The 25050-nt window shown below is 39.8% G+C and carries 22 protein-coding genes; 18 read left to right on the top strand and 4 right to left on the bottom strand.

Annotated elements, in window-relative coordinates; all coding sequences use genetic code 11:
• Position 1: 1 nt before the first annotated feature.
• The 6 genes from KZC02_RS05520 to KZC02_RS05495 all read left to right on the top strand — a co-directional run bounded on the left by KZC02_RS05520 (position 2) and on the right by KZC02_RS05495 (position 5382).
• Complete coding sequence (locus tag KZC02_RS05520) at positions 2-868, top strand: fumarylacetoacetate hydrolase family protein (protein WP_221393195.1); 867 nt, start codon at positions 2-4, stop codon at positions 866-868.
• A 173-nt stretch (positions 869-1041) separates the two neighbouring features.
• A complete protein-coding gene (locus tag KZC02_RS05515; RefSeq protein ID WP_221393194.1) occupies positions 1042-1869 on the top strand; it encodes an amidohydrolase in 828 nt (275 codons plus the stop codon).
• A 133-nt stretch (positions 1870-2002) separates the two neighbouring features.
• Positions 2003-3370: an L-fucose:H+ symporter permease gene (gene fucP / locus KZC02_RS05510; RefSeq protein WP_221393193.1), complete on the top strand. Its 1368-nt coding sequence runs from the start codon at positions 2003-2005 to the stop codon at positions 3368-3370.
• Positions 3367-3711, top strand: a complete 345-nt coding sequence (locus KZC02_RS05505) for an L-rhamnose mutarotase (RefSeq protein ID WP_221393192.1) — start codon at positions 3367-3369, stop codon at positions 3709-3711. The genes fucP and KZC02_RS05505 overlap by 4 nt, the downstream gene beginning before the upstream one ends.
• 134 nt (positions 3712-3845) lie before the next feature.
• On the top strand, positions 3846-4628 hold the full coding sequence (locus tag KZC02_RS05500; protein WP_229254001.1) for an endonuclease/exonuclease/phosphatase family protein: 783 nt from the start codon (positions 3846-3848) through the stop codon (positions 4626-4628).
• 1 nt (position 4629) lies between these two features.
• A complete protein-coding gene (locus tag KZC02_RS05495; protein ID WP_221393191.1) occupies positions 4630-5382 on the top strand; it encodes a (Fe-S)-binding protein in 753 nt (250 codons plus the stop codon).
• Positions 5383-5650: 268 nt separating this feature from the next.
• On the opposite strand, the gene KZC02_RS05490 is transcribed toward KZC02_RS05495, so the two are convergent.
• A complete protein-coding gene (locus KZC02_RS05490) occupies positions 5651-6046 on the bottom strand; it encodes a hypothetical protein (protein ID WP_221393190.1) in 396 nt (131 codons plus the stop codon).
• 243 nt (positions 6047-6289) lie between these two features.
• Between KZC02_RS05490 and KZC02_RS05485 the strand changes: the two genes are divergently transcribed.
• From KZC02_RS05485 to KZC02_RS05445, 9 genes are all read left to right on the top strand, one after another.
• Positions 6290-7666 carry a lactate utilization protein B gene (locus KZC02_RS05485; RefSeq protein ID WP_221393189.1) on the top strand — a complete coding sequence of 459 codons (1377 nt, stop codon included), beginning with the start codon at positions 6290-6292 and terminating at the stop codon, positions 7664-7666.
• Between the two features lie 225 nt (positions 7667-7891).
• Positions 7892-8476 carry an LUD domain-containing protein gene (locus KZC02_RS05480; protein WP_221393188.1) on the top strand — a complete coding sequence of 195 codons (585 nt, stop codon included), beginning with the start codon at positions 7892-7894 and terminating at the stop codon, positions 8474-8476.
• A 322-nt stretch (positions 8477-8798) separates the two neighbouring features.
• Complete coding sequence (gene cmk / locus KZC02_RS05475; RefSeq protein ID WP_221393187.1) at positions 8799-9512, top strand: (d)CMP kinase; 714 nt, start codon at positions 8799-8801, stop codon at positions 9510-9512.
• Positions 9509-10585, top strand: coding sequence for an FAD-binding oxidoreductase (locus KZC02_RS05470; protein ID WP_221393186.1), 1077 nt, complete (start codon positions 9509-9511; stop codon positions 10583-10585). Before cmk ends, KZC02_RS05470 begins: the two co-directional genes overlap by 4 nt.
• 16 nt (positions 10586-10601) lie before the next feature.
• Complete coding sequence (locus KZC02_RS05465; protein ID WP_221393185.1) at positions 10602-13814, top strand: hypothetical protein; 3213 nt, start codon at positions 10602-10604, stop codon at positions 13812-13814.
• Positions 13815-13910: 96 nt separating this feature from the next.
• Entirely contained in the window at positions 13911-14837 is a 927-nt protein-coding gene (locus KZC02_RS05460) for a PorP/SprF family type IX secretion system membrane protein (protein ID WP_221393184.1), read from the top strand.
• 110 nt (positions 14838-14947) lie between these two features.
• Positions 14948-17710, top strand: coding sequence for a 2-oxoglutarate dehydrogenase E1 component (locus KZC02_RS05455; RefSeq protein WP_221393183.1), 2763 nt, complete (start codon positions 14948-14950; stop codon positions 17708-17710).
• A gap of 54 nt (positions 17711-17764) precedes the next feature.
• Complete coding sequence (odhB, locus tag KZC02_RS05450) at positions 17765-19357, top strand: 2-oxoglutarate dehydrogenase complex dihydrolipoyllysine-residue succinyltransferase (RefSeq protein WP_221393182.1); 1593 nt, start codon at positions 17765-17767, stop codon at positions 19355-19357.
• A gap of 135 nt (positions 19358-19492) precedes the next feature.
• Complete coding sequence (locus KZC02_RS05445) at positions 19493-19987, top strand: hypothetical protein (protein WP_221393181.1); 495 nt, start codon at positions 19493-19495, stop codon at positions 19985-19987.
• Positions 19988-19991: 4 nt separating this feature from the next.
• Here the strand turns inward: KZC02_RS05445 and KZC02_RS05440 are convergent, their stop codons facing one another.
• Together KZC02_RS05440 and dtd are read right to left on the bottom strand one after the other, a co-directional pair.
• A complete protein-coding gene (locus KZC02_RS05440) occupies positions 19992-20318 on the bottom strand; it encodes a nucleotide pyrophosphohydrolase (RefSeq protein WP_221393180.1) in 327 nt (108 codons plus the stop codon).
• Positions 20319-20374: 56 nt separating this feature from the next.
• Positions 20375-20827, bottom strand: coding sequence for a D-aminoacyl-tRNA deacylase (gene dtd / locus KZC02_RS05435; protein ID WP_221393179.1), 453 nt, complete (start codon positions 20825-20827; stop codon positions 20375-20377).
• 445 nt (positions 20828-21272) lie between these two features.
• Between dtd and KZC02_RS05430 the strand changes: the two genes are divergently transcribed.
• The 3 genes from KZC02_RS05430 (at position 21273) to KZC02_RS05420 (ending at position 23587) form a co-directional block, all read left to right on the top strand.
• Positions 21273-22703 (top strand): L-serine ammonia-lyase, encoded by a 1431-nt coding sequence (locus tag KZC02_RS05430; protein ID WP_221393178.1) that lies wholly within the window; start codon positions 21273-21275, stop codon positions 22701-22703.
• 36 nt (positions 22704-22739) lie between these two features.
• On the top strand, positions 22740-23237 hold the full coding sequence (locus KZC02_RS05425; RefSeq protein ID WP_221393177.1) for a thioredoxin family protein: 498 nt from the start codon (positions 22740-22742) through the stop codon (positions 23235-23237).
• A gap of 182 nt (positions 23238-23419) precedes the next feature.
• Positions 23420-23587 carry a hypothetical protein gene (locus tag KZC02_RS05420; RefSeq protein WP_221393176.1) on the top strand — a complete coding sequence of 56 codons (168 nt, stop codon included), beginning with the start codon at positions 23420-23422 and terminating at the stop codon, positions 23585-23587.
• A gap of 60 nt (positions 23588-23647) precedes the next feature.
• Here KZC02_RS05420 and mgtE read toward each other — a convergent pair whose 3' ends face one another.
• Positions 23648-25000 carry a magnesium transporter gene (gene mgtE / locus KZC02_RS05415; RefSeq protein ID WP_221393175.1) on the bottom strand — a complete coding sequence of 451 codons (1353 nt, stop codon included), beginning with the start codon at positions 24998-25000 and terminating at the stop codon, positions 23648-23650.
• Positions 25001-25050: the final 50 nt, after the last annotated feature.

Below are 25050 nucleotides of genomic sequence, written 5' to 3'. Positions count from 1 at the left end.
AATGAAACTATTCCGTTTTGGTGCTTTTGAACAAGAAAAACCTGGTGTTGAACTTTCCGATGGAACACAGATTGATGTATCCGCATTTGGGGAAGATTATAATGAGAAATTTTTTGCTACCGATGGCGTAACCCGTCTTTCGGAATGGCTTAAAAAAAATGCTGATTCTGCACCGAAAGTAGAAGAAGGTTTCCGTTTTGGCTCATGTATTGCTCGTCCGTCTAAAATTGTTTGCATTGGAATGAACTATGCCAAACATGCTTTTGAATCAGGAGCAACAGAATTGCCTAAGGAACCGATCATATTTTTTAAAGCAACTTCTGCTTTGTGCGGGCCGAATGACAATGTAATCATTCCAAGAAATTCTGAAAAGACAGACTGGGAAGTAGAATTGGCGGTAATTATTGGTAAAAAAACAAGTTATGTGGACGAAGCCGATGCGCTGGATTATGTAGCAGGTTATGCAGTTCACAATGATTATTCAGAACGTGCTTTTCAGATGGAACGTGGCGGGCAATGGGTTAAAGGTAAAAGCAACGACACATTTGCACCACTTGGACCGTATTTTATTCCTGCTTCGGATGTAGCCAATGCAAATGATCTGAATCTTTGGCTTTCATTAAATGGAAAGAAAATACAGGATAGCAATACGTCTGATATGATTTTCCATATTCCTTTCCTCGTGAGTTATCTGAGCCAGTTTATGACTTTGCTGCCAGGTGATATGATCACAACCGGAACACCTGCCGGAGTTGGCCTTGGAATGAAACCGCAGGTTTATCTGAAACCAGGTGATATTGTAGAACTTGGAATTGAAGGCTTAGGCTCACAAAAGCAGGAAGCAGTCGCCTGGAAAGCGGTTCTATAACTGACGTGGAAACATTTTTAAGGTTCAATAACCAAATCGCTGCGGCGGATCATGTTCAATGCTCAATTTTCATTGTTTCTTATTATTGAATATTGAGAGTTGAAAATTAAAATTATTACCTGTAAACATATTTTTCGGCCAATTGATCATTCACCATTAATCATTTACAATCAATGAAAATTGATTCCCATCAACATTTCTGGATTTTTGATCCGGTTAAGGATTCCTGGATTACGCCTGAAATGGAAACAATTCAGCGTGATTTTCTTCCTGCCGATCTGAAACCTGTGTTGGATGAAAATAGAATTGATGGATGTGTAGCAGTGCAATCGGATCAGTCCGATGCAGAAACTGAATTTTTACTGCATTTGGCAGGTGCTAATGATTTTATAAAAGGAGTAGTTGGCTGGATTGATTTTCGAGCTGCCAATTTATATGATCGACTTGAAGTTTGTTCACAATTTGAACAGCTAAAAGGATTTCGTCATATCGTCCAGGGCGAACCGGATGGTTTTCTCTTACAACCGGATTTTGTAAAAGGAGTAGGGCAACTGGCAGCTTTTGACTTTACATATGATATTCTGATTTATCCAAACCAGCTCTCAGAAGCTTTTGAATTTGCAAAACAACTGCCGAATGTTCGTTTTGTATTGGATCACATGGCGAAACCTTTTATTAAAAAAGCAGAAGTTGATTCATGGGCAAAAGGTATCACAAAGCTGTCGGAATTATCAAATGTAAGCTGCAAAATTTCAGGCATGGTTACAGAAGCAGATTGGTATACCTGGAAAAAATCTGATTTTAACCCTTATCTGGATGTTGTTTTCGAATCTTTTGGTATAGATAGATTACTATTCGGATCGGATTGGCCGGTATGCCTGGTTGCTGCAAAATATGCTGATATGAAAGAAATAGTAACAGATTTTATCGGCACGTTATCTAAACCCGAGCAGGCAAATATTATGGGCAATAACGCTGTGAAGTTTTATAATCTTGATTAATGATTAAGTTTTAAATTATAATAAAAACATCTGGTCTCTTAAAAGTAACGAGCCGAAACAGAGTTTAAACCCAAGAAACGGTACTCTTAATTAATAAACTTTTACTATTCCTAATCTCTTAAAAAAGTGAAACATGGCTGCAATACCTTCGCAGGAAAAGGTTACAATTAAGAATAAAACGGGTGAAAAGGGTAATTATCTGATTCCTTTGATTCTGGTAACCAGTCTGTTTTTTCTGTGGGGCTTAGCCAATTCACTGAATGGTTCACTAATCAAGCAATTTCAGATTGCGCTGGATTTAAGCCGTTTTCAGGCTGGTGTAATCGACTTTGCTTTTTATATGGGATATTTTTTCATGGCTTTGCCCGCAGGATATTTCATGAAAAAATACGGTTATAAAAAAGGAATTATTTTAGGATTACTTCTCTATGCCAGCGGTGCATTTTTATTTTATCCTGCGGCTTCCATGCGGGAATACAGTTTTTTTCTTTTTGCCCTCTTCACTATTGCAAGCGGACTGGCTTTCTTGGAAACTGCGGCGAATCTGTATGTTACAGTACTTGGAGATCCTGATAAAGCAGAATGGCGTATTAATTTTGCACAGTCTTTCAATGGGATCAGCCTGGTTTTGGGCCCGATTATTGGTGCACTGTTTATCTTCTCACCTATTGAGTATTCACGGGAAGCACTGACTGCATTGCCACCTGCTCAGGCTGAACAGATTCGTATTCAGGAAGCACTTTCTGTACAGCCGCCTTATCTGGCTATTGGATCATTAGTGTTATTCGTAACTCTTTTGTTTGCCTTTACCAAAATGCCCGATGTAGGCGAAGCAGAAAGCGAAAGCAGTAAAAAAATCTCGATTTTCTCACTGTTCCGTCATAAACATATGACTTACGGAATTATCGCACAGTTTTTGAATGTGGGTGCACAAACTGTTTTATGGGGATATTTTGTAGATTTTAAACTTGATTTTGCAAGAGAAGCGCACTGGGTTTTGGCAGAAGGTTATATGCATATAATCAATTCCATAACTGGTGTAAAAACTGAGCTGACTTCCACACAGATTGCCGGTTATCATGCGTCTTTTGCTCTGGTATTGTTCCTTTTAGGCCGTTTTGTCGGAACAACACTGATGAGTAAATTCCCTGCTAATAAGGTGCTTTTGTGGTACTCAACCGGTGCGACGGTTTTCGTATTACTGGCAATGGTTTCAGGCGGTCTTATAGCAGTAATCTGTTTGAGTCTTACGTATTTCTGCCAGTCGATCATGTTTCCTACGATTTTTGCATTGGCTACCAAAGGATTAGGTGTTGAATCTAAACTGGCCTCGTCCCTTTTGATAATGTCGATTGTAGGAGGTGCTGTCATGCCGATGATTGCCGGTGCACTTTTTAAATTCGGACCGGCTTATGCGTTAATTGTTCCAATGGTTTGTTTTGGATATGTAGTGTATTTTGCAGCGAAGGGGTCGGAAATCAAAGAATTTGTAAAAGCATGAAAAGATATTGTCTGGCCGTAGATCTTGTCAATGATCCTGAAATGATTGCTGAATATGAAGCATTCCATAAGAAGATCAGGCCTGAAATTGAAAAAAGTATCAGGGAAGCAGGCGTGACACAAATGGATATTTACCGGCTTGAAAACCGTCTGTTTATGATCATGGAAACGGAAGATGATTTTAGTTTTGAAGAGAAAGCTAAAATGGACGCCGAAAATCCAAAAGTACAGGAATGGGAACAGCTAATGTGGAAATACCAGGAAGGGTTACCTTCCGCAAAGGAGGGTGAAAAATGGATGATTATGAAAAAAATATTTGCTATGGAAGGAGAAATCGATTGATTTATTTCAAGTTAAATTATTACTGCTCAATACGTACTCAACTTTGAAATTCTCTCTGAAACTTAATTTAAAATACATTTTCGTATATAGCGAAAAATGTATGAAAGAGTGATTAACCTAGCTGAATTATCATATTGAAGAAGTTTAAATTAACAGCAATCCTTTTATGCAGCACATTTGCTTTGCTTGCATCACAATCCCGCCGTTCTGTTGAAATCAAAATAATGAGTTTCAATATCCGGCATGGTGAGAATTCTAGAGGTGAAACGAACTTGATGGATATCTTAAAGATCATCAAAGAAAATAAGCCTGATCTGGTATCATTGCAGGCAGTTGATAGTTTGATAAGTAATGGAAAAACACAGTTTCAGCTTCGTCAGCTGGCTATTCAAACTGGGATGCATTACGCTTATGGAGTTGCAGACAGGTCGGAAAATGGAACCCAGGGCGTTGGCATTTTGTCAAAATGGCCGTTTGAAAAAACCCAGACGATAAGTTTACCAAATACGGCTGGAGCTGACCCGAAAGTTTTATTATGCGGACTGATCCGTCAGTCACGAAATCTTACGTTTCGCTTTTGTAATTCCAGACTTGAATATGCATCAGTATTTGACAGGGCTATGCAGGCGGCCTACATAAATCAGATGCTTGGAGGAAGTATACAGCCTGTTTTGTTAGGGATGGATATGGGAGCAAAGCCAAACGAACAGCCATATTTTTCTTTCAGGAAAAATTGGCAGGACGCAGCTCAGGGCTCTCAACTGGAAACCTGGAATGAAGGGCTACCAGGAGACAGGCTGGATTATATTTTTGTATTACTTAATAACAAAGTGCGTGTGAAGAGCTATAAGGTGGTAAGAAATTATCCCATGGTTTCGGATCATTATCCTATTCTTGCCACAGTAGAATTTTGGTAAAATGAATTATTCACATTTGAAGATCGGATTATTTATTCCTTGTTACGTGGATCAGTTTTATCCTCAGGTTGGGGTTGCGACACTGGAACTATTGGAAAAACTGGGTTGTACGGTAAGTTTTCCGCTCAATCAGACCTGTTGTGGACAGCCGATGGCAAACTCAGGATTTGAGCATTTGACCAAGGATTGCAACAATCTGTTTGCAAATTCATTTTCTGAGTTTGACTACATTGTTTCCCCTTCGGGTAGTTGTGTACTGCATATTAAGGAACATTTGAAGCTGGAAGACAAGCCAGTTGAGGCAAAAGTGATTAGAAAGAAAGTATATGAACTGGTTGAGTTCATTACTGATGTTTTAAAAATCGACAGCATTGTAGCAAACTTTCCGCATAAGGTTGGATTGCACCAGGGATGTCACGGGCAGCGTGGTTTGCATTTAGCCCAAATGTCAGAATTGAATGCGGCACCGTTCTCCAAGCCAGAAACATTATTGCGGAAAGTCCAGGGACTTGAATTGGTAGAGCTGGACCGGAAAGACGAATGCTGCGGATTTGGAGGAACTTTCTGTGTAAGTGAGGAAGCCGTTTCTGTTAAAATGGGGAAGGACCGGGTAGCTGATCATTTGCGTCATCATGCCGAATATATTACAGGTTCGGATATGAGTTGCCTGTTACATCTGGAAGGAATTTTGAAACGAAAGAACTCCACAGTTCAGGTCAAGCATATTGCAGAAATTTTGAATAATGCAATTTGAAAGGTAGGAGGCGAAAGGTTAAAAGGTCGAAAAGCCAAACGGAATAATTTGCTAAAAAGATGAATAGCAAAAGCCAGCCCGAAAGGCTCCTATACCTCAGCCCCGGGAAAACGGGGGTGATTATTGAATATTGTCATAATTATTGATAATCAGGCAATCAATGACAATCGGAATAAAAAAAATACCGGTACCCTAAACGAGGACCGGCATTTTACAAAGTTTCGGAAGCGCACCGCGCCTGTGTCAGAATCTGAGAATTAAACGGTCATTAATTGATAGAAGAAACGACACGGCTGGTTTTGGTCAAAATGTCAAATGATTGTGAAAACTTCTCTTTTCCGTCCAGGATCTCGAAAGTATAAGTACCATCAAGAAGTGTAGAAAGATCGAAATATTTCAAATAATTTGAATCAGCCTTTTTGTTTTCAGAGAACAGAATATTTTTATCTGTATCCAAAATACGAACCAGGACAGTATTTGAAGCTACTTTATTGTATGAAACTCTGAATTGCATAGGTTTAACTTCTAATATGCTCAACTTGTTCTCAGTTGAAGCAGTTTTATCAGAAGTAGTTACGTTGGCTTGTGCATTGCTATTGAATGCTGAGCCTGAAAAAAGCAAGCCGATCAGGGCAGCTGTTAGAATTGTGTTTTTAGTTTTCATAGGAGCGAAAATTTTAATTGTGTCTAAGAAAAGTTTAATTAAACTTTAATCAAACTCCGATACATCGATCGAAAAACTTTGTATGTCAAAAGTATAACATATTGCAATACAATAAAATAGCTTTTTGCCTGATTTTGAAAAGTTGTTTATTAAATAATTCACAAACTTGGAATAATGCAACGAATGTGAAAAGTACAATTCAAGTTCTTTAAATAGTACTATTATCTAATTGTTAACAAAACTATGTCTACATCAGTAATTGAACATTCGGAGGCTGCCGAAACCTTTAATAAGGACGAGTCATACGTAGACTGGCATGACGAAACATTGTGGTTTGTTCGTAAAAAGCGCGATAAATCAGCGATGCAACTGCCTGAATGGGAAGAATTAAGAGAATCAGCATCTCAGATAAAGCATTATGTACTTTCTCACATGGATAGTTTGCTCGAATCTTTTGAACAAAAAGCAAAAGAAAACGGCATACATGTGCATTGGGCTGCTGATGGTGCAGAACATAACGAGATTGTACTCGGACTACTCAAGAAATTCGATATAACACAAATGGTTAAAAGCAAATCCATGCTGACCGAAGAGTGTAATATGAATGAGTTTCTGATTCATAACGGTATTGATGTGATCGACAGTGACTTAGGTGAGCGGATTGTGCAACTTCGGAAAGAACCGCCGAGTCATATTGTACTTCCTGCCATCCATTTAAAGAAAAAAGACATTGGTGATCTGTTTCATGAATTTTTGGGAACGGAAGCCGGAGCCACTGATCCGCAATATTTAACGGAAGCTGCAAGGCAACATTTACGTGATAAGTTTTTGACCCGAAGAGCCGCGTTGACAGGTGTTAATTTTGCGATAGCTGAAACGGGTGGATTTGTAGTAAGCACCAATGAAGGCAACGCGGATATGGGTGCACATCTGGCCGACATACATATTGCCAGTATGGGATTTGAGAAAATTATTCCAAAACAAGAGCATCTGGGTGTATTTTTGCGCTTACTTGCACGGAGTGCGACGGGCCAGCCGATCACTACTTACAGCAGTCATTTTAAGACACCAAGAGAAGGGCAGGAAATGCACCTTATTATAGTTGATAACGGACGAACCACACAACTGGGACGTGAGGATTTCAGAAATTCATTAAAATGCATCCGTTGCGGAGCTTGCATGAATACCTGTCCTGTATACAGAAGAAGTGGCGGACATAGTTATCATAGTGCAGTAGCCGGTCCGATTGGTTCAATTCTGGCCCCAAACCTGGATATGACAAAATATGCCGATCTTCCTTTTGCCAGTACTTTGTGCGGAAGCTGCTCCAATGTTTGCCCTGTTAAAATAGATATACACGAACAACTATATAAGTGGCGGCAGGTTTTGGTAAAAGGCGGGCATGTTCCCAAAGCAAAGGAAGTCGGGGTAAAAGCGATGTCAATGGTCTTGTCCCAGCCCAGGTTTTATCAATGGTCCGGAAAATTGGGTAGGTCGGTGATGAGGGCGATGCCTTTTATGGTTAATAATTCATTGAATCCCTGGTATAAGCAACGTGATATGCCAGAGCCACCAAAGGAAAGTTTCAGAGATTGGTATGTAAGAAACCGGAAAGAGTAGGGGCTGAAATTAGGAGTTAGAAAGTAATGAAATAAGTAGTACCAGAGTTAAGTCAAGAATGAAACGACGTTTGCCATCGCGGCGACCCGTTAAGTCACAAATTTATTAAGATTCTTATTTTCAATTTCTTATACTTTGTATCTTAGTTTCTTTGTGGCAAAATTACGCTTAACTTAACACTAGTGATATTTTCAGGTTGAATTGAAATTTTTATAAATCAGAAGAATGAGTTCACGCGAAAAAATGCTTCAGCAAATCAAATTAAATAAACCGGCAGAAACTGAATTGCCGGCTAAAATTAATTTTGAAAGCAATTACGAAAATACAGAAGCGAAATTTACGGAAACACTGGCGGCAGTTTACACTGAGGTAATTGTGATAAATTCTTATGCGGAGCTTCTTGCAAAGGCTAACGAAATGTATGCCGGCGTCGTCAACCGCGCCACAACAATTCCTGCTCTGGCAGACTGGGCTGATTTTAGCCTGAATATTTCAGATCCTCATGAACTAGAAACGATTGAAGTTGCAATTCTGGAAGCTGAATTTGGTGTGGCTGAAAACGGTGCTGTATGGATTTCGGATAATCACCTGCCGCATCGTGCATTACCATTTATTACGCAAAATCTTGCCTTTGTAATTCCACGGAACAAACTTGTGAACAACATGCACGATGCCTATCAAATACTAGCAGATACAACGGGTTGGGGTTGTTTTATATCAGGGCCGTCGAAGACTGCTGATATTGAACAGTCGCTTGTGATTGGTGCACATGGAGCCAGGAGTCTGGTAGTGTTTTTACTGGATTTTTAGTTTTGAGATTATTAAGATTGTAATTAACTCAAAGCCCAATTGCCCTTATTGGAAACCGGGTAAGCAGGTAAGCAAGCTGAATATCAAATCGTAAGCTTGTTTTTCTAAGTAAGTTTATAAAAAAGGTGTTTCCCGCATTTACTTTCCCCTAATTTTGCAAATTACGCTCAGCTGATTTTTGATAAAACAGTTGAGCATCTCTATTATATACTTTCGGTTAATTTGAAGTGCTTCATAACGTTTATTGAAGTATTTTTGAAAAATTAATGACATACTATACTCAGTCTGCCTTTTGCAGACATTATATTTTTGCCTGATTTTTATGCCTAAAATAATTGTTGCAATTGATGGCTATTCCAGCTGTGGTAAAAGTACAACGGCCAAATTGGTTGCAAAGCAGCTTAACTATCCGTACATCGACACGGGAGCCATGTACAGAGCTGTTACCTTATATTTTTTACAAAATCATATAAGTAGTACGAACAAAAGGGAAATTGAAAATGCATTAAGCCAGATCCAGATATCTTTCAGGCGCCATCCTGAACTGGGCCGCAACGATACTTATCTGAACGGACTGAATATTGAAGATGAAATCAGGAAAATGTACGTATCCGAAAAAGTGAGTGATGTAAGCGCAATTGCAGAAGTGAGACATGCATTGGTAGCTCAGCAACAGCGTATGGGCAAGTCACGTGGGATTGTTATGGACGGCCGGGATATTGGAACGGTTGTATTTCCACATGCCGAACTGAAAATATTTATGACTGCCGATCCGTTGATACGGGCGCAGCGCAGACAGTTGGAATTATTGGAAAAAGGAGAATTAATCGGTCTGGAAGAAATTGCTGAAAATCTCAGAATGCGTGACCACATTGATACCAATCGTGCCGAAAGTCCATTACGTCAGGCTGAGGATGCTGTTTATATAGATAATTCTCTGATGACACTTGATGAACAGGTAGAAATGGTTGTCAGGCTTGCAGACGAAAGAATCACTTCGTCGTTGCGTAGCCGGGAAATGAAAAAGGCAAAATGAACAGTACGGATACAGATTTTGATTACCTTATTATTGGACACGGAATTGGCGGAGCTTCGGTTGCCTGGCATTTACACGAAAGCGGTCAGAGTTTTCAAATCATTAATGATGATTCTTCTCCTTCTTCGTCAAGGGTAGCTGCTGGAATTTTTAATCCTCTAACTGGTAAAAAGCTCGCAAAAACGTGGCTTGCAGATGACTTATTTCCCTATGCAGAATCATTTTATTCCGGTTTAGAAGAAAAGCTGCATGCAAAATTTATTCATCCTGCACCTATTTATCGCCCTTTTAGGTCTATTGAAGAACAGAATACGTATTTAGCCTATTCGGGTGATAGTTCTATTGCACATTACATTGGAGAAAGCCAGGATCAGGAACCGATTTCGGAGTATGTACGGATGGAGTATGGCGGATTGGAGGTTGTCCGTTCAGGCTGGATAGACCTGCCTTTGCTGCTGGATAAAAGCAAAGAGTATTTTTCTCAAAACGGCCAGTATCTTGATAAGAAATTTGATATCAATGATTTAAATATAAACGATAATTATATTGAATGGAAAGGCAAGAAATATGCGAAAATAATACTTTGCCAGGGATTTGCTGCCGTTCATAATCGTATGTTCGACTGGCTGGCTTTTAACCCGGTAAAAGGACAGATTCTTGAAGTTGCCACGGAAAAGGCTATAAAACCGTACATTATTAACCAGGGAATTTTTATCCTTCCTGTTACAGAAAACACTTTCAGATTAGGTGCAACCTATTCGTGGGATGATCTGGATTGGGAATGTACCGATGATGCAGCGAAGGAATTAGAAGATAAATTAAAACAATTAATAAAGATACCTTACACCGTAACCGGGCAGTCTGCGGGAATTCGCCCTTCTGTAATGGACAGGCGGCCTCTGGTGGGTATTCATCCGGAATACAACAATGTGTGCATATTCAATGGTTTGGGGACGAAAGGCGTAACACTGGCACCGTTTTTTGCCAATGAGTTTGTACAGCATTTAGTAAACAATAAAGAATTGAATCCGTTAGCGAATATTAAAAGGTATTTTTCGTTATATTTCCATTGAAGTTAGCCTAAGCACTATGAGAGTAAAATCTATATTTTTATTAACCGTTTCGGTTAGTCTGATTGCAATTTTGGGGTTATGTACGGAATCAGTTGCTCAACGTTATCCTTCACAGGAAACTTTTGGCAAAAACCGGGTTCAATACAAAACTTTCAACTGGAAGATTTTTAAAACAACGAATTTCGAAATTTACCATTATCAGGGTGGGACGGAACTTGCCAAGCTTACTGCCCAGTACGCAGAAAGCGAGTTCGATAAAATTACAGACATTCTTGGCTGGACACCTTACAGCCGGGTAAAAATATTTCTTTATAATTCTCCTGCCGAGCTTGAACAAAGTAATATGGGCTTGTCTACAACTGATAATCTGGATGACCAGAAACTGGATCTTGCCCAATCGCGAGTGGAAGTTGCCTACACCGGTGACCAGATTGGATTTAAAAAGAAACTGGTAAAAGATATCAGTTTACTTTTCGTGTATGATATGCTCTATGGTGGTAACATGAAAGAAGCTTTGCAGAGCTCTTTGTTACTTACACTGCCGGAGTGGTTCATGTCTGGAACGGCGGCTTACATATCAGAAGGATGGTCGCCTGAACTGAATGATTACATGCGTGATTTTTTCAAGAACAGAAATGTAAGAAAACCGACTTTGCTCACCGGGAACGATGCTACGCTGATCGGTCATTCGATCTGGAATTATATTGCGGAGCGTTATGGCAAGGACAAAATTTCTGATATCCTTAATCTTACCAGAATTATCAGAACAGAACAAACCAGCATTACCAGTACGCTCGGAATTTCCTCCTACAACCGTTTTCTGAAAGACTGGCGTGCGTATTACATGAACCTGAACAAGAATGCTGAACAGTTTTATACCGATGCCCAGCCTTCCTGGAAACTTAAATTAAATGAGTTCAGCACTTCCGATGCCGGTGCGGTAGTTAAAATATCACAGGATAAGAAATGGACTGCTGTAAGTGAAATCAAAAATGGCCGTTACAGAGTTTACCTGCTCGACAGCGAAAGCGGGTCAAAAAAAGTAATCCGCCAGGGTAAAATGGATTTGGTTGGAGGTAGAGTAAATAACCAGCCACCGCTTCTGGGCTGGTCAAAAAACAATACGCTGGCAATTCTTGCTTCTGAAAACGGCCGTAAAAATTTCTATCTGTATGAAAATGTAGGAACAAAAAAGGTCAAAATTAAACTGAGGCGCAATATCCGGGGACTGGATCAGATTGTCGATATGGACATATCACAAGACGGCAATATGCTGGCAGTGAGTGCGGATAAAGGCGGTCAGAATGATTTATTTCTGATCAGTGTTGCGAGGGCATCATTGCTGCCGTTAACGAATGATTTATTTGATGATCTTTCTCCGCGTTTCGTTCAGGGTTCATCCAGAAAAGTGGTTTTTTCTTCCAATCGTCCTTCTGATTCACTTGGTGTAAAAGGTAGCTACAAAACGGTCGCTGGTTCACTTTCGCTTTTCCAGCACGATGGTACGCCAAGAACCGGTACACTTACGAAATTATTGCAGACTGACGGAAAAGTACGGGTATCACCTGTATATGCGGACGAAAATGAGGTTATTTATCTTTCCAATGCAAAGGGAGTCAGTAACTTGTATAAGCTTAATCGCTCATCCAGCTCGAGTGCGCAGTTGACTAATTATGTTTATAATCTCAGATCGGCAGATATTAACCTGAAATCAGGGGGCGGGATAGCGTATACTTATCTCAATGATGGCTTTTACACAGCCGCTTTTAAAAATGGGTTTGACAGTAATGTTATTATGGATACGCCATCACTGACAACAAGTGGTGTGGCTCCGGTAAATCCCGCTGCTGATGGAAAGCCCATTGTAAAAGATTCTGCTGCAACTACAGAAAAACCGGCTGAAAACTCTAAACTTGCACTTAAAGACGGAGAGGTAGATACAGATAATTACCAGTTTGATCCGGATGTATTACAGGCATTTGAGTCCAAACAACGCAGAGGAACTTTTGCTAATACCCCAACATTATCCAGAGTTAAAGCGACCAGAGAAAATATTGCTATCAAAGGGCCATTTCAGTATAAAGGATTATTTATCACCAATGATGCAAGTTCAGACTGGCGGATTGATCCGATCCGGGGATTTGGTTATGCACAATCATTGTCAATGAACGACCTGCTTGAAAATCATGTAATTAAAGCAGGGTTTTTCATTTCATCCAATTTCAAGAACAGCGATCTTTTTGCAGAGTATAACAACAATACTTATCGCATTGATTTTGGAGTTCGTATTGACCGGAAAAGTCTTTATATGGATTCAGAAGGAAGCCCGCAGAAATATCGCTTTAATCAGCTGATGTTCTCCGCTTCCTATCCGTTTTCAACAAGAAGCAGGCTTACTTTGTCTCCAATGTTCACTTCTACGCGTATGATAGATGTTTACGTTTTGCCTAATCCTGATCTTGTATCTAATTACGGCGGACTAAGGAGCGAGTATGTATTTGACAATACCCGGATCAATGGTATGAATATGATGGAAGGTACCCGTTTCAAAATCAGGTATGACAATTATCTGGGAATGAGTAATTCTAATGAAAGCTTTAACCGGGTTAGCCTTGATTTTCGTCATTATCAAAAAATACACCGGGATCTGATCCTGGCAATCCGCGCTTCTGCCAGCCATTCGGGCGGGAAGGCTCCTAAACAGAATATCATGGGAGGTATGGAGAACTGGATTTCAAACAGAAAAGAAACGCGTACCGGTGATAATCCGCTAAACTTTGGACCAACGATTGATAACCGTGATATTTTCTTCGCCGACTTTGCTACTAATTTGCGTGGCTTTAATCTGAATCGCCTTTCAGGAACAAGTTATATGCTTTTGAATGCTGAACTCCGGATTCCTTTAGTAAAATACTTATACCGTGGGTCAATCACTTCAAGCTTTCTGCGTAACTTCCAGATTGTTGGTTTTGGAGATATTGGTACAGCCTGGACAGGCAAAGGGCCATTTAGTGAAAACAACAGTTTGAACACGCAAATAATTGGTACTGATGACGATCCGTTCCGTGCAACAGTTACTAATTTTAAAAATCCTTATCTGATGGGATACGGTGTTGGTGCAAGAACAACGATATTCGGGTTTTATGTGAAGTTTGATTATGCCTGGGGCGTTGATAATGGATATACGAATAAGCCAATTCCTTACCTAACTCTTGGTTATGATTTCTAAGAAATAAATTTTAGTATTTTCTGTTAAAATGGCAGGGGAAATCTTCCCGTGCCATTTTTAATAATTGCCATTTCCAATAATTAAAAAACTGCTTTTATGACAACACATTATCGGCACCAAATTTATACAGCATTATTTACCCTATTATTGCTTTCGGCGGGTGTCCAAAAAAGTTTCGGGCAAAGAGAGGTGATGAATGAGCAGTATGTACAGAATCCTATGGCAATCAATCCAGGATTTACGGGTGTTCGCGAAACTTTTAACATGACTGCTGTACTCCGTAGAAAATGGTTTTCGATTCCCAATTCTCCATTGAGCCAGACTTTTGCAGCCGACGGAACTTTTGGGGAAGGGAAGTTCGGTGTAGGTTTTCAGGCATTGAACGATCAGACCAGCTATTTTACAACGACCGCTTTATCCGCTAGTTTTGCATATCACCTGGGAATATCAGATACCTGGAAATTAGGTTTGGGAGCTCAGGGAGGGATAAATGTATTGCCTATTTCAAATGGAACTTCTTTTGCAAATAACAGGGCGCTGGGGAGTTTTGGTTTAGGTGCATGGCTTCGCTCGGATCAGTTTTATCTTGGTGTTTCAAAACCGGAAATATTAAAACATGGATTTGGAGATCAGGCACTTAGTTATTTTTATCGTCGCCCGCTATATATAATGGCTGGGGGAAGTTACGATCTGAATGAAGACGTTATGCTATTGCCACATGTATTAATTGTTCAGGAAAAAGACCAGGATTTACGTGTTGATCTCGGAGCAAGATTCTGGTTTAATGAAAAAATAGGGCTGGGAGCTTCTTACCGAATGGGCGGTGGAGCAAAGACTGGCGGCACCGGTATAAATTTTTTACAGTTTACGGCAGAAGTTCAGGTTGGAAAAAATATCAGGCTTGGATATTTTTATAGCACCAAGCAAATAGAACAGATTTACAGTACCAACTCTGGTCCGAAAGGAATCCATGAGCTTATGCTGAAGTTTGTGCCTAATCCTAATGGTTTTCAGAAGTATTAACATTTAGATCAATTCAATATAATTTTGGACAAAGTTAAAAGGAGATTTTATGTGCATTGTTTACGTAACTCTTGTAACTTTGCCCTGTAAATGAAATAATCACATTTGTGATGGATAAATACACATATATAGCAAATTCCGACGGCGCTTACATAGAGGATTTATATAATTCCTATAAGCAAGATGCAGCTTCAGTAGATGAAGGCTGGCAAAAGTTTTTTGAGGGATTCGATTTCTCTCAAAAGTATCCTGTTAATGGTAACGGACATGCAAATGGCACGGTTAATGGCAAGGAGGCAGCAACTACAGGTAAGATAGATCAGGCCCGTGTCCGAAAGGAAATGGAAGTGGTGCATCTTATTCGCGGTTACCGTTCAAGAGGCCATCTTTTGGCTACTACAAATCCAATTCAAAAGAGAAAAGACCGCCAGCCACAGCTTGACCTTGCAGATTTTAACCTCGGACCCGAAGATCTGGATTCCGTATTTGAATCAGGAGTAGAAGTTTTTGGACGGCCTGCAACTCTTCGTGAGATTGTCGATTCGCTGAAAACTATTTATACAAGAAACATTGGTTTTGAGTATCTATACATTCGTGACCGTGAGCAAAAGAACTGGTTACGCAAGAAAATTGAGAAGGAAGCACTCGATATGCAATTTTCTATTGACGAAAAGAAGCATATACTTTCCAAGTTGAATGAGGCAGTTGTTTTTGAAAATTTCCTTCATACCAAATATTTAGGCCAGAAACGTTTTTCATTGGAAGGTGGGGAAACTACTATTCCAGCGCTTGATGCCATGATCAACAAGGCAGCGGAAATGGGTGTGGTAGAAGTAATGATCGGTATGGCGCATCGCGGAAGGCTGAATGTATTGGCTAACGTAATGCAAAAAACATACGGTCAGATCTTTAATGAATTCGAAGGGAATTTACCGGATCAGGTTTGGGGAGACGGCGATGTGAAATACCATATGGGTTTTGCAAGCCAGATCACAGCTGAAAATGGCGAAAAAGTTCATTTGAAATTGGCGCCGAATCCGTCACACTTAGAAGCTGTTAATCCTGTTGTGGAAGGTTATATCCGCGCCAGGGCCGACGGCATGTATGACAGTGACTACGACCGTGTTTTGCCTGTATTGATTCATGGTGATGCAGCAGTAGCCGGGCAGGGAATTGTTTATGAAGTAACCCAAATGTCGGGACTAAACGGATATTATACTGGTGGAACTATCCACTTTGTTATTAATAACCAGGTTGGTTTTACAACTGATTTTGCTGACGCAAGATCGAGTATTTACTGTACAGATATTGCTAAAATTGTTGATGCACCGGTTCTGCACGTGAATGGTGATGATCCCGAATCTGTGGTGTTCTGTATGCGTCTGGCTGTGGAGTACCGTCAGAAATTCAATAAGGACATTTTTATTGATATGGTTTGTTATCGCCGTCATGGGCATAACGAAGCGGATGAACCAAAGTTTACACAGCCGGTTTTATATAAATCAATAGAAAACCACCTGAATCCACGCGAGATTTATCAGAAAGTCTTGGTGGAAAGAGGTGATGTAGATGCGCAGTTGGCAGCTACCATGGATAAGGAGTTCAAGCAGCTTTTGCAGGAACGGCTTGATATGGTAAAACAAAAAACATTGCCATATGTAATGCCCAAACTGGAACAGGAATGGCATTCATTACGCAAAGCCACCGCTGCTGATTTTGAGAAATCTGTTGAAACCGGAGTTCCTCTGGAAGTTCTGGAAAAAATTGGTAAAGCTTTGATTAAAACACCTGAAGGTTTTAACCGGTTAAAGCAAATTGATAAACTGCTCAAAGATCGCGAAACAATGATCTTTGACAAAAAAGAGGTAAACTGGGCTACTGCTGAATTACTGGCTTACGGTTCATTACTGGTTGAAGGAAATATTGTTCGTTTGAGCGGGCAGGATGTTCAGCGCGGTACGTTCTCTCATCGTCATGCTGTATTGCACGATGTTGAAACTAATTATTCTTATAACAGTCTGGGGCATATTGAAGAAGGGCAGGGTCCTTTCATGATATATAATTCGCTTTTATCAGAGTATGCAGTACTTGGATTTGAGTTTGGTTATTCTATGGCCAATCCTAATGCATTGGTGATTTGGGAAGCGCAGTTTGGTGATTTTGCAAATGGTGCACAGGTAATAATTGACCAGTTTATTTCTTCAAGTGAAACTAAATGGGATCGTTGGAATGGCTTGGTAATGCTATTACCTCACGGTTATGAAGGACAAGGTCCGGAACATTCCAATGCCCGTCCTGAACGTTACCTGCAACTTTCGGCGAATTACAACCTGATCGTAGCAAACGTTACAACTCCGGCCAACTTCTTTCATATGATGCGTCGTCAGTTAAAATCCCAGTTCCGGAAACCATTGATCGTAATGTCGCCAAAGTCTATGTTAAGACATCCGCTTTGTGTTTCATCCATTGACGATCTGGTTCAGGGTTCTTTTCAGGAAACAATCGGAGATGTCTATGCTGACCCTGCAAAAGTAAAAAAAGTATTACTATGCACTGGAAAGCTATATTATGAACTATTTGAAAGACAGCAAGCGGATAAACGTGATGATGTAGCCATTATTCGTCTTGAACAAATGCATCCATTCCCGCAAAGCCAGATTGATGCGCATTTGAATCAATATAAAAATGCAAAAGTATATTGGGTACAGGAAGAACCTTTCAATATGGGAGGCTGGACATTTATGCTGCGTATGTATAAAGGTTCAAGGTTCCTACAGGTGATCGCACGTGAATCGAGTGCATCTCCGTCAACAGGTTTCTCTAAAATTCACGCCAAAGAACAAGCCGAAATTATAAACAGGGCTTTTGAATAATAATTCTTTAAAAAATTAAGACACTAAAAATTCGATAACAAGATTGCAGATAAAATGGCTGAAATTGAAATAAAAGTACCGCCCGTTGGCGAGTCGATTACCGAAGTTACAATAGGAAACTGGTTCAAAAATGATGGGGATTTTGTGAAAATGGATGAAGTCATTTGCGGACTTGATTCGGACAAAGCAACATTCGAATTAACTGCGGAAGCAGAAGGTGTCTTGCATATTAAAGCGCAGGAAGGCGATACGCTGAATATTGGTGATATGATCGCAACAATAGATTCAGCTGCAAACGGAGCCGCCCCAAAAGCGGAGCCCGCTCCAGCTGCAAAAGAAAGTGCTCCAGTGGAAACAGCACCTGCAAAAGCTGAAGAGCCGGAAGCAGCTCCTGCCGCAGTTGCCCCGTCAGCACCTGCAACGGGCAAAGCATATGAAATGAAAGTTCCAGCTGTAGGAGAATCTATTACAGAAGTTACTATCGCTTCATGGAGCAAAAATGATGGTGATCATGTAGAAGTGGATGAAATCCTTTGTGAACTTGAATCCGATAAAGCAACTTTTGAACTTCCTGCTGAAGCAGCCGGAACTTTGAGGATTGTGGGGAAAGAAGGAGATACACTTGCAATTGGTGCGTTAATCTGTACTATTGAAGCAGGTGCTGGGAATGGTACATCTGCTCCTATGGCTTCTACACCGGCTCCTGCAACTTCCGATGCATCAGAAAAGGGATCAATAGATAAACATGCATCCCCTGTTGCAGCAAAAATTCTGGCTGAAAAAGGCATAGATGTTAAAGATGTAAACGGTTCAGGATCAGGTGGCCGTGTTATGAAGGATGACGCACTGAAAGCCGGAAGCAAACCAGCCGAAGTTGCCCAGCCTGCAAAAGCAGCAGCTCCTGCGGCACCTGCCAAACCAGCATCCGCTCCTGTAATACCGGGATCACGCGGACAACGTCGTGAAAAAATGTCTTCTTTGCGTAAGACAATTGCACGCCGTTTGGTTGCAGTTAAGAACGAAACGGCCATGTTAACTACCTTCAATGAAGTTGATATGAAGCCAGTTATGGATGTTCGCTCTAAATTCAAAGATAAGTTTAAGGAAAAACATGAGGTTGGTTTAGGCTTTATGTCATTCTTTGTAAAAGCGGTAACTGTTGCTTTAAAAGATTTCCCGGGAGTAAATGCTTCTATTGACGGAGAAGAAATCGTTTACAATGATTTCGCTGACGTTTCTGTTGCAGTTTCAACACCGAGAGGATTAGTTGTACCGGTAATCAGAAATGCTGAAACCCTTTCTTTTGCAGCAGTTGAAAAGGAAATCGTTCGTTTGGCGATTCGTGCCCGTGATGGTAAACTTGGCCTGGATGAAATGTCCGGTGGTACTTTCACCATTACAAATGGTGGTACTTTCGGGTCCATGTTGTCAACACCGATCATCAATGCACCACAATCTGCGATTTTGGGTATGCACAATATCGTTGAAAGAGCAGTCGTAGTAGACGGGCAAATTGTAATCCGTCCTATTATGTATGTGGCCCTATCGTATGATCACCGTATAATTGATGGAAAAGATTCAGTAAGTTTCCTTGTTCGGGTAAAGCAATTGCTCGAAGATCCAATGAGGTTGTTACTTGATATGTAAATATTTGAAGCCCGTCAAACGACGGGCTTTTTTTGTATTTTATGCTTTGCTAACAATATGGATTGTCAGTGTATTAAGTATTATTGTTGTTTATTGCCGTTTTTAATTTGCTCCATGTCCTACGGGCAATCTTCAATGGTTTCTGACAGTTTAAATAAAAGGGGCATAAATATTCGGACATCCCATGTTGATTCATTAACTTCTATTCAAAGCAGGCTGGGGAAATATTTTATAGGCAGTAGAAAACTTCCTACCCGAGAAGTATTGGACAGGTTAAGTTGCACCGATTCAACTGCATTTAACATTTTTGCTAAGGGTCGCCAGGAACAAAAGTCAGGTGGGATTTTGGCTTTTGTTGGAGCTGGCATAACAACTGTTGGAGTATTTGTTGCTCTGGGAGAACTCATAGCTTCTGGCTTTTCTGATGAGGAAAGCAGTAATAATGGCGTTACCATACTTGCATTAGGCGGAGGATTAACAGTTTCCGGACTTGTTGTTTTTGTAACAGGAAAAAATAAAAAAGATAAGGCTGTTAATCTCTATAATAAAACATTAGATATAAAAAAACGCAGCTATAGTTGGTATGTAAAGCCATCCACAAACAGAATTGCGGTTGGTTTAAAATTTTAAGGGATTAAAGTAATTTTTCATTTTCTTTGTGCCTGTCTTTGTCTCTGTCAGTCTTTTTGGCCATATTTTTTTCAAATGCTTCGGTCAGATTAATCCCGGTTTGGTTAGCCAGGCATATTAATACCCACAGTACATCGCCCATTTCATCACCCAAATCTTTTCCTAAATCTGATTTTTTAAAAGACTGATCTCCATAAGTCCTTGCCATAATTCGAGCCAATTCTCCTACTTCTTCCGTGAGAATAGTCATATTTGTCAATTCAGAAAAATAACGTACTCCGTATGTTTTGATCCAGCGATCAACCTGTTGCTGAGCTTCTTCGATAGTCATATTATGTGATTTTTAGATACGAGAATTGGCTTTTATGGACAAATTAATACTTATTTTCAAATCCGGTTTTTGGAATCAATAACTATAGTAACTGGGCCCTCGTTAATCAGCGCCACTTTCATATCAGCGCCAAACTTCCCGCATTGAATTGACTTTCCCAGTTCTTTTTCCAAAAATGTAATCATCAATTCGTAAAGCGGAATCGCAATTTCTGGTTTTGCAGCTTCTATAAACGACGGACGATTTCCCTTTTTTGTACTGGCATGCAATGTAAACTGGCTTATTAACAAAACATCACCATTGATCGCAGCTAAATCCAGATTCATTTTTCCTTCTTCATCGCTAAAAATACGCATTCCAATAATCTTGCGTCCAAGCCATTCCACATCTTCTTTTGTATCTCCGTGTGTTACACCAAGTAAAACTAAAAATCCTTTTTCAATCTTACCATGAATTATATTTTCAATAGTTACAGAAGCTTCACTTACTCTTTGGATAACTGCTATCATTTGCGTGTTTTACTAAATTAATTAAGTTTCAAGCAGAATAAAGTTTCATTAAAGTGCCAAAATCCATAACAGTTACGATGAATTTGTACATGTTGTAATCTTCTGTAAATGTTTTGCAGAATAAAAGAATAATTCTTGGGTGTGAATACTATGGTATACTGAGCCAATCCTTAAAATTTATGTCTTTGGCAAAGATGGTCAAAATAGAGGGATTGATTGTTAAAGAACCACCTGAAGGTGCTGATCCTATGAATATTTGTTATAATGTAGTCAATTAGGTAAATATTCTGTCGGGTGCAAACTGCTATTGAAATACAAATTATAGTATCTTATGTTAATGAATATCTGACTCTGTAATTAATTGGTTAACATGTAACTTATATATCCGTTATTTAACAAATATTTATTCATTTTGAATTACATGTTTAAGAGAATATAAAACATAATGAAAGAAGAGCGTATTTCGGTTTTTGATATTTTTAAAATTGGTATCGGTCCTTCCAGTTCACATACCCTGGGTCCCTGGCGTGCGGCGCAATTATTTTTGAAAACGCTTGAAAATACTATTGGCTTAGAAAATGTTCAGTTAGTAAAAGTTTTATTATATGGTTCATTAGCCAAAACTGGTAAAGGACATGGAACTGATATTGCGGTCATTCTGGGGTTAAGCGGATATGATCCTGTAACTATTGATACCACTGACATTGACCGTATTCTGGCTGAGATTGCAATCAATGAAACTATTTTTTTGCAAGGGGACATGAAAATTGCTTTTACCCTAAAAGAAGATGTCATTTTTAAGATAAAAGAGTCATTGCCGTTTCATCCCAACGGAATTACATTCATTGCAGATTGCGGAAATCTTGGAGAAAAACGGGAAACGTATTATTCAATTGGAGGAGGTTTTGTGATTCAGGAAAATAGTACAGACGAGGACAATACAAAAGAAATCTCTGTGTTGCCTTATCCCATTGACCACGCTTCGGATCTGTTAAATTGGCATCAGATTTCTGGTAAACCAATATGGGAAATTGTACTGGATAACGAGAAAGTCTGGCGTAATGAAACAGTGATCAGGAAAGATTTGATGAATATATGGCATGTGATGAGAGAAAGTATCTTCCACGGAAGCCAGACTGAAGGAATTTTACCAGGTGGCCTAAATGTAAAAAGACGCGCAGCCGGATTAAATCAAAAGCTTTTAAACGAAAAGCAATGCGCAGATTATGCGCAATGGCTAAGGGCGATTTGTTCTGGTGGAACCGGTTTCAATTATACACTCGATTGGGTTAGTTGCTTTGCATTGGCAGTAAATGAAGAAAATGCCTCATACAGCCGGGTTGTGACCGCACCAACAAATGGGGCTGCAGGTGTTATTCCAGCTGTTATCCAATATCATATCGCATTTTGTAACGGCACAGAGGAAGACATTTTCAGGTTTTTGTTAACAGCTGGTGAGATAGGAAGTATCTTTAAAAAGGGCGCTACCATTTCCGCAGCAATGGGTGGATGTCAGGCAGAAATTGGTGTCTCTTCCGCTATGGCTGCCGCAGGATTAACAGAGGTTTCCGGCGGATCTGTAGAACAATGTCTCATGGCAGCTGAAATTGCTATGGAGCATCATCTTGGTATGACATGTGATCCGGTAGGAGGTCTGGTGCAAATACCTTGTATCGAACGCAATACAATGGGAGCCATTAAAGCCATAACAGCTTCCCAGCTTGCCATGCAAAGTAATCCTGAAAATGCCAAGGTGTCATTGGACAATGTGGTAAAAACTATGTGGCAAACTGCACTGGATATGAATCACAGGTACAAGGAAACATCCGAGGCAGGTTTGGCGGTTAACATTCCGATCAGTTTAAGTGAGTGTTAAATTCAATTTTTAATTTTTCAATTCTATATTTTCATTATGAAAAACCTTTTATTGCTCTTTATATTTTTTGTTTCGTTCAGGGCTACTGCGCAAAAAGCAACTATTTATCATCCGGAAGCAGATGCAAAAGCAGATATAGCTAAGGCAGTGCAACAGGCAAAAAAAGATGGTAAACATGTTTTGCTGCAACTAGGAGGTAATTGGTGCAGCTGGTGTATTTTGTTTGATAAACTGGTAAACAGTAATGATACGCTTAAATCTTTCAGAGATCAGAATTATGTGATGCTGCATGTAAATTATAGTCCGGAAAACAAAAATGAAGCAGTTTTTGCATCTTTGGGTTATCCGCAGCGTTTCGGTTTTCCTGTATTTGTTGTTCTGGATGGTGATGGGAAACGGTTACATACTCAAAGTTCGGCATATCTGGAAAAAGGAAAAGGCCACGATCCGGAGAAAGTGCTGGAATTTTTCAAAACTGGGCTCCGGAAGCTATCGATCCCAAAAGCTATGAGGGGAAATAATATTTCTGGATAAATTTGCATAGATTTTAGTACGAATCACACACTATAAATCGCATTTCTTTTTTTATGCGCAGAAAAAATGATTTTTTAACTAAAAGCGCCTTTGAGGAAGCTTTCCCTGATTTACTGAGATTTTTTTAAAGATGCCGATTAACGGGAGAAACAGTTACTATGGGGATCATTGAAACTATTAAAATGCTAACTAAGGAAGAAGGCCGTGAAGAAGGCCGTGAAGAGGAAAAAGCAAATTTTGTAAAAAATCTTCTCTTAAATACCAACTTTGATATTGCTAAAATAGCTGCACTTTCGGGTGCATCTATAACAGTTGTGGAAAAAATAAGAAAGGATATAAAACTTACTTAAAAGATGGTTTACACTCAGTAAATTTCTTAGGATGATTTTATCTTATTAAAATCATAATCTTTACAAATCCAGAAGTAAATGCGCCAGTCCAAAATACACCCCATAACCAATTAAATCATTGGCCGTGGTGATGAAAGGACCGGATGCAACGGCTGGGTTTATCCCAATTTTGTCCAGAATTATTGGCGTTACTGTCCCCATAAAAGATGCAAGAAATACAACTGACATCAAGGCAGTTGAAACAACTAATGCCAGTTGCAGATGGTTGCCTATCAATAGGTTAAAACCAAAAACAATGCAGCTGATTATTAATCCGTTGATGAAAGCAACAGCAAACATACGTACAAGTCTCTGACCAACTATAGTGTCCAGCCCTGTTTTATCCGCCAGGCTTTGCAATATGATTGAGGAAGTCTGGATACCCACATTTCCTCCGGTTGAACCGATAATTGGAATAAAAGCGGCCATTGCCGGAATGATTTTCAAATCTCCCTCAAAGAAACTAATGAATTTTGCGGCCAGAATTCCACCCATCATTCCTACTAAAAGCCAGGGAAGCCTTGCTTTTGTTTGCTGCCAGATCGTATCGTCTTCTTCAACATCACCGGTAATACCCGCCATTGCCAGTGTATCAGAACTAGCCTGTTCAGTAATTACGTCAATGACATCATCAATCGTTATACGTCCCAAAAGCTTGCCCTGAACGTTCACAACCGGTAATGCATCCAAATCGTAACGTTGCATAAGTTCAGCAACTTCTTCGGCAGGGCGGTAGGTTTCTACAAAAATGACATCCTTATCATACAAACTTTCGATCTTGGTATCCTTGTGTGCCAGAACGATTTTTTTCAAAGACAATATACCCAGAAGTTTTCCATTATCTTCGATCACATACACAGCATAAACTTTTCCAACATCTTCCGCCTGTTTGCGCAGCTCTTCAATACACTCATTAACAGTCCAGTTAACATTCGCTTTTACAAGTTCTTTCTGCATCAAACCACCGGCTACATCTTCATCATAATGTAACAGATCAAGAATAAAGCGCGCCTGTTCCCTGTCTTCCAGCCATGCAATTACTTCTTCACGAACCCGGATGGGTTGCTCGTTCAGCAAATCCACTGCGTCATCTGAATCAAATAGATTGACAAACTTTGAAATTTCCTCCGATGTAAACGCTTTTAAGAATTCACGCCTTTCATTTGGATCCATATCTGCCAGAATTTCTGCACCCGTTTCAGTTTCAAGCTGATTGATCAGAAATTTGGCATTATCAGTTCCCAGTTCTGAAATTAATCCAGTAATATCTGCTGCAAAAAGTCCTTCCATTTGGGCCTGAATAGCCGCAGAATCCTCATTTGCAATTAATTCCTGAATGTTCTCTACATATTCTTTGGTTAATTCAAAAGTCATTGGTAGTAGCTTTTAGCAATTAGCGATTGGGGCTTTTAACAGTTTGGAAA

The sequence above is a fragment of the Dyadobacter sp. NIV53 genome, from assembly GCF_019711195.1.
Lineage (GTDB): Bacteria > Bacteroidota > Bacteroidia > Cytophagales > Spirosomataceae > Dyadobacter.
Note: the sequence above shows the minus strand (reverse complement) of the source record. Positions and strands in the feature narration are given on the sequence as shown.